At 55.8% G+C, this 8,698-nt stretch carries 5 protein-coding genes and 1 pseudogene; 2 read left to right on the top strand and 4 right to left on the bottom strand.

The window, feature by feature from the left end:
• The 3 genes and pseudogenes from ACXJ5O_RS14080 to ACXJ5O_RS14070 form a co-directional block, all read right to left on the bottom strand.
• Window positions 1–239, bottom strand: a pseudogene (locus ACXJ5O_RS14080) (DsbA family protein); the annotation flags it as partial.
• 48 nt (window positions 240–287) lie between these two features.
• Window positions 288–1,688 carry a M48 family metalloprotease gene (locus ACXJ5O_RS14075; protein WP_457300430.1) on the bottom strand — a complete coding sequence of 467 codons (1,401 nt, stop codon included), beginning with the start codon at window positions 1,686–1,688 and terminating at the stop codon, window positions 288–290.
• 156 nt (window positions 1,689–1,844) lie between these two features.
• Window positions 1,845–4,754, bottom strand: a complete 2,910-nt coding sequence (locus ACXJ5O_RS14070; RefSeq protein ID WP_457300429.1) for an Rne/Rng family ribonuclease — start codon at window positions 4,752–4,754, stop codon at window positions 1,845–1,847.
• Between the two features lie 708 nt (window positions 4,755–5,462).
• On the opposite strand from ACXJ5O_RS14070, the gene ACXJ5O_RS14065 reads away from it, so the two are divergent.
• Together ACXJ5O_RS14065 and ACXJ5O_RS14060 are read left to right on the top strand one after the other, a co-directional pair.
• Window positions 5,463–6,668 (top strand): N-acetylmuramoyl-L-alanine amidase, encoded by a 1,206-nt coding sequence (locus tag ACXJ5O_RS14065; RefSeq protein ID WP_457300431.1) that lies wholly within the window; start codon window positions 5,463–5,465, stop codon window positions 6,666–6,668.
• Between the two features lie 14 nt (window positions 6,669–6,682).
• Window positions 6,683–7,489, top strand: coding sequence for an alpha/beta fold hydrolase (locus tag ACXJ5O_RS14060; protein ID WP_457300428.1), 807 nt, complete (start codon window positions 6,683–6,685; stop codon window positions 7,487–7,489).
• 475 nt (window positions 7,490–7,964) lie between these two features.
• On the opposite strand, the gene ACXJ5O_RS14055 is transcribed toward ACXJ5O_RS14060, so the two are convergent.
• Window positions 7,965–8,698: acyl-CoA carboxylase subunit beta (locus ACXJ5O_RS14055; RefSeq protein ID WP_457300427.1), on the bottom strand; the 734-nt coding region annotated here is incomplete at its 5' end.

The following is an 8,698-nucleotide window of genomic DNA, read 5'->3' as shown; positions in this document are numbered from 1 at the left end:
GCTTCCTGCTTGGCATTGAGAGCGGTCTGGACCTCGATCATGACTTCCGGGTTATTGATCAGATAATTCCGCACGATCCCTTCGATTTCAGCTCTGTCAGTCGTGGACGCGGTGGTTGACGACATCTCCGGCACAGCACTGGCGACAACGACATCAGACCGGCCGGCCTGATAGCCAAGAGCGAGGGCGGCAACGCCAACAATGCCGGCGGCGGCACCGATCAGGGCGACTTTTGTCATGATGAACTGTCCTTTTTCAAATTCTGTCGAAACGCGTGTTGCCGCGTCTCACTTGCGCTTTGCATTGATGATATCTTGAGCCTGTATCCACTCGGGCGTGCCGTTTTTCAAGCCGCGCTGTGCACGAATGGCAAAGATTTGTGCGTCCTGGATCTTGCCTGAGTAATATTTCTGTTCTGCACTGGCGAGATCGGACCTGACCATGTCGCCCGTCTGGGCATAGGCCTGGGCCAAATAGCCATAACCTGACGGATATTCGCGATCGCTGGCAATTCCAGCTTTGATTTCCTTTATGGACGCCTTGAGATTATCCGGCGTGCCCGAGAGCATGAGAGCCCGCCCATAGCTCATGCGGATCAAACTGGATTTGCGCGGATCGAGCGCATTTGCCTTCTGAAAGGCTTTTGCCGCGTCGCTCGCCTTGTTCTGCTTCAACAGGATCTCGCCTCTGATCTCCTGGAAATAGGGGTTCTTTGGTTGTTCCTTGATCAGCACATCGATCTTTGAAAGCGCGGACTGGGAGGAGCCGTTAAGATAGGTCGCGATGGCATCGCCGTAGCGCGCGCCGATATCGCGCGGATCCTTGCGGAAGGTCTGCAACACGCTTGCACCACCGCCAGTATAGGCCGCAATCTTGCCTCGCATCATATCATGACGTTGCTGCAGCGCCGGACTATCAAGCTTGTCGTAGTACGGACTTGCGTGGGCCAAAACCTCAAGGTTTGCAATACGTTCCCGGGGCATCGGATGGCTGATGCGGTATGGGTCGACGCTGGTTCCCGTCAACGCGAGCGCATTGGAAAAGCGCTCGAACGTCGTGAGCATGCCTTTGGCCGATTGTCCCGTGCTTGCGAGATAAGTAATGGCTGACCGGTCAGCGGCCATTTCTTCGGAGCGTTGATAGCTGAGCAGGTTACGCATGGCGGCTTCGGGACCACCCATGGCGACGCCCATACCCGCTTTAGACAGACCGCTGGCACCGCCGGCCGCTCCGCCGACGACAGCGCCGATACCGAGCAGGCTTGTAACAACGGCCATGGTCTTGGCAGCGGCCAATTGTTCGCGCAGTTTGAATTCGTGACCGCCGGCTAGGTGGCCCGTTTCATGCGCTAGAACGCCGATGATTTCATTGGGCGTCTGCGCCTGGAGCAGGGCGCCCGTATTGATGAAAATACGCCTGCCGTCGACGAAGGCATTGAAGCTGTTGTTGTTGACCAGAACGATTCTGATCGCGTTTCTGGAAAGACCAGCGGTTTTGATGATCGGGGTCGCATAGTCGGTGACCAGCGCCTCGATTTCGGCATCCCGTACGATCGGCACCGATGAAGACTGGGCAGTCGCAATGGCGGTTTGTGCCAAGCACAGCGCGCTTGCGGCCCCTGCAACAATCGCACCACGTACAAAATTTGCTATTGGTCGAAATAAACCAGTCATTTGAAACGCTACCATATCGTATTCGTACCGAAATCGATGTTTGAAGGAAAGTGAGCTTATTAGAACTCCTTGAATTGTGAAAAGCCAGTTGGCTGCCAACCATAAGCTCAACAAAGAAAAACCGGCACGTGTGCCGGTTTTTCAAAATCACTTTCTAAAGTTCAGCGCTTTTCAAAAAAAGCCTTTCTTCTGCCACCAGCCCTTTTTGGCCGGTTCGCTTTCGGACTTCTTCTCTTTGCCTGTCGATGTGACGACAGGCGTGCTGACTTCAACCACTTTGGGCGCTGGTGCCGGTTTGGATTCTACTGCGGGCTCAACCTTTGCCTCGACCGGTTCAACAGTGGCCGTTGGCTCGGAGGTCTCAGTTGCAACGGGCGCATCGGCCTTTTTCGCCGATTTACGCGGGGCGCGTTTCGGCTTTACAGGGGCCTCGGGTTCCGCTTCGGCTAGAACCTCAGCAACGGCAGTCTCGGCTGCTTCGATTGCCGCCTTGGAACGCGATCTGCGTTTTACCGGCTTCTTTGCAAGGATTTCTTCGATTGCCACAGGGTCTTGGGCAGCAAGCACCTCAGCCGTCACTGGCACCGAAGCAGCTTCTGCGATCGCTTCAATCGTCTTCGGCTTGGAAAAGTCGGGCAACGGGATCGACACGAACACAGGCTCGGCATCCGGTACCGTCTTGGCGGTCACGCGATTTTCCGCATCGTCGCCATCGTCGAAGCGCTTGTTCTTACGCCCGCCGCGACGACCCCGCCGGCGCTTCTTGCGCCGTTCGTTTTCTTCCTCGCGCGCTTTGGTTGCAGCAGCATCTTCGCCTTCGATCGCTGGCTGGTCGGCGTCATCGTCATCGCTGATGACCTGGTGGCCATGCTCGGCACCTGCCGATTCCTGACGATCGCGACCACCGCGCCGCCGCCGCTTGCGCTTGCGTTTGCGCGATGCGTCGTCATTATCGGCGCTCCGTGCGGTTTCGCTGGTCTGCACCTCGGCGCCATCATCATCGGTATCTTCGATGACCGGATCGCTTTCGTCGAAATCATCGGCGATGCCGAGAGTTGGCGTCTCGGTCAACGGAACGATCGGGCCAAGGGCTATCGAGCCCTTGTCGATGGCGAAGTGCTGGGCGCCAACGCTATCATCGGCTTCAATACTGATGGTCAGGCCAAAACGTGCTTCGAGATCGGCGAGATTCTGGCGCTTGTGGTTGAGGACATAGAGTGCGGTCGCGACAGTCGTGCGAACGATGATGTTGTTCTGCGAATGACGTAGCAGATACTCCTCGATCGAGCGCATGACGTGCAACGCGACAGAGGAGGCGGAGCGTACATGTCCCGTGCCACCGCAAACGGCGCAAACCTGGGTCGTTGATTCGAGAACGCTGGCGCGGATGCGCTGACGCGACATTTCAAGCAGGCCGAAATGGGAGATGCGGCCGACCTGGATGCGGGCGCGATCATCCTTCAGACAATCCTTCATCCGCTTTTCGACTGCCCGGTTGTTGCGGTTTTCTTCCATATCGATGAAGTCGATGACAATCAGGCCGGCAAGATCGCGCAGACGCAGCTGACGCGCGATTTCATCCGCTGCTTCAAGATTTGTCTGCAACGCGGTGTCTTCAATGGAATGTTCGCGTGTCGAGCGTCCGGAGTTGACGTCTATCGCGACCAGCGCTTCGGTCTGGTTGATAATGATATAGCCGCCGGATTTCAACGTCACTTGCGGCTGCAGCATGCGATCGAGTTGTGCCTCGATGCCGTTGCGCGCGAAGATCGGCGTCAGTTCGCGGTAGGGCTGAACGACTTTCGCGTGGCTCGGCATGAGCATGCGCATGAAGTCCTTGGCCTCGCGGTAGCCTTCTTCACCGGCAACAGCGATCTCGGTGATGTCCTTGTTGTAAAGATCGCGGATCGAACGCTTGATCAGGCTACCCTCCTCATAAACGAGAGTCGGTGCAGATGATGCAAGTGTGAGGCTGCGGACATTCTCCCACAGCCGCATCAGATATTCGTAGTCGCGCTTGACTTCCGGCTTGGTGCGCATGGCGCCAGCGGTGCGCAGGATCACGCCCATGCCTTTCGGCACTTCAAGATCCTTGACGATGTCCTTCAGGCGCTTGCGATCCTGGATGCTGGTGATCTTGCGCGAAATACCGCCGCCACGTGCGGTGTTTGGCATCAAGACAGAGTACCGGCCGGCGAGCGAGAGATAGGTCGTGAGAGCTGCACCCTTGTTGCCGCGTTCTTCCTTGACGACCTGAACGAGCAGGATCTGACGGCGCTTGATGACGTCCTGGATATTGTACTGACGGCGCTGGAACCGCTGATGCGTCGGAACTTCTTCCATCGCATCTTCGGCGCCAACCGATTCGACTTCATCGAGTTCGTCATGGACCTCGTCTTTGTCCTCGTTCGAGCGACTCCGCGATCTCCTCGAATTGCCTTCGCCGACATCATCAGACACCGGCCTTTCATTATCGCTTGCTGTAGCTTCGTCCGCAGCGCCGGTATTGACGGCTTCCGAGATCACATCTGCTTCAATGGCGGCGGCCATCGTCTGGCTTCCGCCTTCCGGTGTGGAGTCGTCGTCGCTTGATTCGGGCGAAGCGGCCTGAGCGGAGGTTTCGCCCTCGTCATCGGAAGTGGCGACGTCTTCGTCGGAAGCGTCGAGCTTTGGTGCGTCGTCTTCCTGCCGTGGACCACGGCGCCCGCGACGGCGATTGCGCGTCCCGCGATCATTGCGGTCACGGCTGCGCTGTTCGCTGGCGTTCTCCTCGTGGTCCTCGTCCTGGCTTGCAGCTTCCGCCTCGGCGTCGATCAGGGCCTGCCGATCGGCGACCGGGATCTGGTAGTAATCAGGATGAATTTCGCTGAAAGCGAGAAAGCCATGGCGATTACCGCCATACTCGACGAATGCAGCCTGAAGGGAAGGTTCTACACGCGTCACCCGCGCCAGATAGATATTGCCTTTGATTTGTTTCTTATGTTCAGATTCAAAGTCAAATTCTTCAATTCGATTGCCGCGAACCACGACAACCCGTGTTTCCTCCTGGTGGGAGGCGTCTATTAGCATTTTGTCCGACATTATACTTCTTCTCCCCGGCCGAAACGCTGCCAACGCGAGACAGCCAGGAAACCTGCAAGGTTTCTGGCGCCGCATCTTCACATTTGCCGGATATATTAAAGTTCGCAGAAACAGACAGACACGGCGACACGCGGAGTTGCCCTCGGGCAGCCGCGGCTTGCAAGCCGGTTTTAACTACGTCTGTAACAAACATTCCCTGTTCCTGACGAAACGACCTCTACGAATGGCACGCTTCTCAGCTGTGCCGACACTGTTAATACCCCCGAAAGGGCTGGCTCGATGCGCCTTGGCTGCGCGATCTGCCGTTCACAAAAAGCGTTGCCGACAATCCCTGTCGGCTCGCGCTAAATTCTTTTTTTGGTTACCCACAGCGAATTCGCCGATGCCGCTCCATGTCCCTGTCTTCATTGTCAGCCGGTCATTTACCGTGACATCAAAGAGCCCGATTCTGGACGGCAGAAAAGTAACCCACCTTTGCTTTTAGGAGGTGCGCCGCGTTATGACAAGGCCTTCTTCATAATCGTGTCATCCGCGCATTACACACATGGCATTCCATAAGATAATATTAACCATGCTTCCCTACCTATTGCTTATACATAGTGTGTTCCTGGCAGGGTTCCAATGTGAGCCATGTCTGATACAACGATGGAGAGGGGAAGCCCGTCCATCGGCGGGCCAAGCGAGATGAGCGTGATCTGTCGGATATTCATGGCTGCCGTATTTGGCCTTCTTGTCTTTGTGCAGGCAGGCAGGCCCTCTCATGCAGCAGGTGAGCTGGCCGCATTGACTTATCAAGCCGCCGGAGACGAGCTGCGCACGCGCGTCGTCATCAACTTCGACCGCGAGCCTGATGTATCGACAATGCTGCTCGATCAGCCGCACCGGTTGGCAATCGACATTCCCAAAGCGGTTTTTGCCTTTGACAAGAAATCTGTGGAGCCGCGCGGGCTGATAACAGATGTGCGCTACGGATTGATCGATGATCAGCGTTCGCGCCTCATCTTTACACTCAAGGGGCCCTTTGTGGTCGAGCAGCTCAACGTCATCAAGAATGACAATAGTCCTGGTTACCGGCTGGTGGCGGATTTCGTCGCTTCGTCGGACCGTGCATTTGCGGAAGCATTGAAGACACAAAATGCAACCACTGCTTCAACGAATGCCGCTCCAAAGGGCGACCGGCTCGCAACCGCGGCGCCAGATGAGGCGAGCAAGGGACCGAAACCGTTTACTATCGTCATCGATCCTGGTCACGGCGGTATCGACAGTGGCGCGGAAAGTGCAAGCGGCATTATGGAAAAGAACGTCACCTTGATGTTTGCCCAGCAATTGCGCGATGAGCTTGCCAAGCTGCCGGGTCTGCGCGTGGAGATGACCCGCAGTGACGACACTTTCTTGCGGCTGACCGAACGGGTTCGTATCGCCCGCCAATACGAGGCAAACCTTTTCATTTCGATTCATGCGGATACGATCAATCGCGGCAATATACGTGGCGCTACCGTCTATACTGTTTCGGACAAGGCGTCGGACGCGGAATCGCGTGCCATGGCCGATCGTGAAAACCGTTCCGATGCGGTGGCGGGCATCGCCTACGATAACGAGACACCGGAAATCGCCGATATTCTCATGGACCTGACGCGGCGTGAGACCCACACGTTCTCCTTGAGCTTTGCTAAAACTGTGGTGAAGTCACTCAAGAAAGACGTCAACATGATCAACAACCCGCATCGTTTCGCAGGGTTTCAGGTGCTGCGTGCGCCGGATGTGCCGTCCGTGCTGGTCGAGATTGGCTATCTGTCCAACGCCGAAGACGAAAAGCTCATGCTTGATCCGGTGTGGCGAAGCCATGTAGCGGAAAGACTTGCCTCGGCTGTCGGCGAGTTCGCTAACATGAAGACGGCCGGAGCGCTGAACTAGATCAGGTTTCTTCAATGCTGCCGAACGACGACGACCTCCAGAATTTCAAAGCGCATGGCGCCGCTCCCTTGCCGGTCACAAGCGATCAAGGTTACGTGGATCACGATGGCGCGCGGATCTGGTTCGCCACATACGGCGCTGGTTCGCCCGTAATCCTGCTGCATGGGGGCCTCGGCCATGGCGGCAATTGGGGTTATCAAGTTCCAATGGTGGTCGGCTCGGGCCGTCGCGTTGTACTCATTGACAGCCGGGGTCATGGGCGCAGCACGCGCGATTTGCGGCCGTTTACCTATGAGTTGATGGCGTCCGATGTTCTAGCCGTGATGGATGCACTGCACCTCGAAAAGGCTGCCGTCGTGGGTTGGAGCGACGGCGCGTGCATAGCCCTCGTCCTCGCCTTGCAAGCTCCTGCACGAATTGCTGGTGTATTCTTCTTTGGTTGCAACATGGATCCCAGCGGCACAAAGGAAATCATACCCAGCCCGGTCATCGACCGATGTTTCAGCCGTCACGCCAAGGACTACGCCGAGCTGTYGGCCACGCCGGATCAATTCATGGCGTTTGTCGATGCGGTTGGCCTGATGATGAAAACCGAGCCCAACTATACTGCGAGCGATTTGGCCGGCATCCATACACCTGTCGCGATTGTACAAAGCGAGCATGATGAGTTTATCAAGCTCGAACACGCCAAATATCTCGCCGGGAGTATTCCGGGGGCGGAGATGTTTCTCTTGCCTGGCGTGAGCCATTTCGCACCGCTGCAAAGACCAGAGCAATTCAACAGCGTAATGCGGGCTTTCCTCGACAGGGTTCTAGCCTGAGCAACGAGAATGCTCGCGTTATGGCTCAGCCAGACCGCGGCAGTTAATTGCCGTTAGCGTAATTTACGCAAAGTTTTTTACATACGGGAATATAAGTATTGCGCTGCAGCATGACGATTTGAAACGAATAGCTATTTTATGCACTGGTGAAGGAACCTTTTACCAATCCATTGGTTTCATTCAAATAGAAGTCAAAATCCGATACAAATAGTGATTTGTTAAATCGGTTTAGTTCTCGTACATAGTGTGCAGTGCAACGGAATATAAATCCGATTGCGGTAAGGATTGCTCGCGTAAAGAGCGGCTTTAATGGAGGGTGTTCGAAGAATGGCCACTGTCAAGACGATCGTCAAGGCGACGAAGAAGCTGAGCGAGCCTTGCGACAAGCGCACGATTTCCCAGATTTTGCGGGAATCCAATGGTGGTTTCAGCTTCCGTCGCTGAAACCAAATCCAATTCAGATCATAACATACTGTCAGAGCGGAATATTATCGTGCTTCTTCCAAGGATTTTCGAGATCCTTGTTGCGTAACATGCGCAGTGCCCTTGAAATCCGCTTGCGGGTTGAATGGGGCATGATGACTTCATCGACATAACCCCGCTCTGCAGCGACAAATGGCGAAAGAAAACGATCCTCGTAGCGCTTTGTATGCGCTGCGATCTTTTCCGTGTCGCCAATATCCTTACGGTAGATGATTTCGACCGCCCCCTTGGCGCCCATCACCGCGATTTGGGCCGAGGGCCATGCATAATTGATATCGCCGCGCAAATGCTTTGACGCCATGACGTCATAGGCGCCGCCATAGGCTTTGCGGGTGATCAGGGTGATCTTCGGCACGGTTGCCTCGGCGTAGGCGAAGAGCAGCTTCGCGCCGTGCTTGATCAAGCCGCCATATTCCTGTGCTGTCCCCGGAAGAAAGCCTGGAACGTCGACAAAGGTCACGATCGGGATATTGAAACAATCGCAGAAGCGGACGAAGCGCGCCGCCTTGCGGGAGGCGTCACTGTCGAGAACGCCCGCAAGAACCATGGGTTGGTTGCCGACGATGCCGACAGTACTGCCTTCGATGCGGCCAAATCCGACAACGATGTTTCTCGCAAAATTCTCCTGGATCTCGAAGAAATCGGCCTCATCTACGGTTTTACGGATCAGCTCCTTGATATCGTAGGGCTTGTTGGCATTGTCCGGCACCAGCCGATCCAATGAGT

The sequence above is a fragment of the Phyllobacterium sp. P5_D12 genome, from assembly GCF_054049495.1.
The sequence above is the reverse complement of the archived record's forward strand: the minus strand, read 5'-3'. Positions and strand labels throughout refer to the sequence as shown.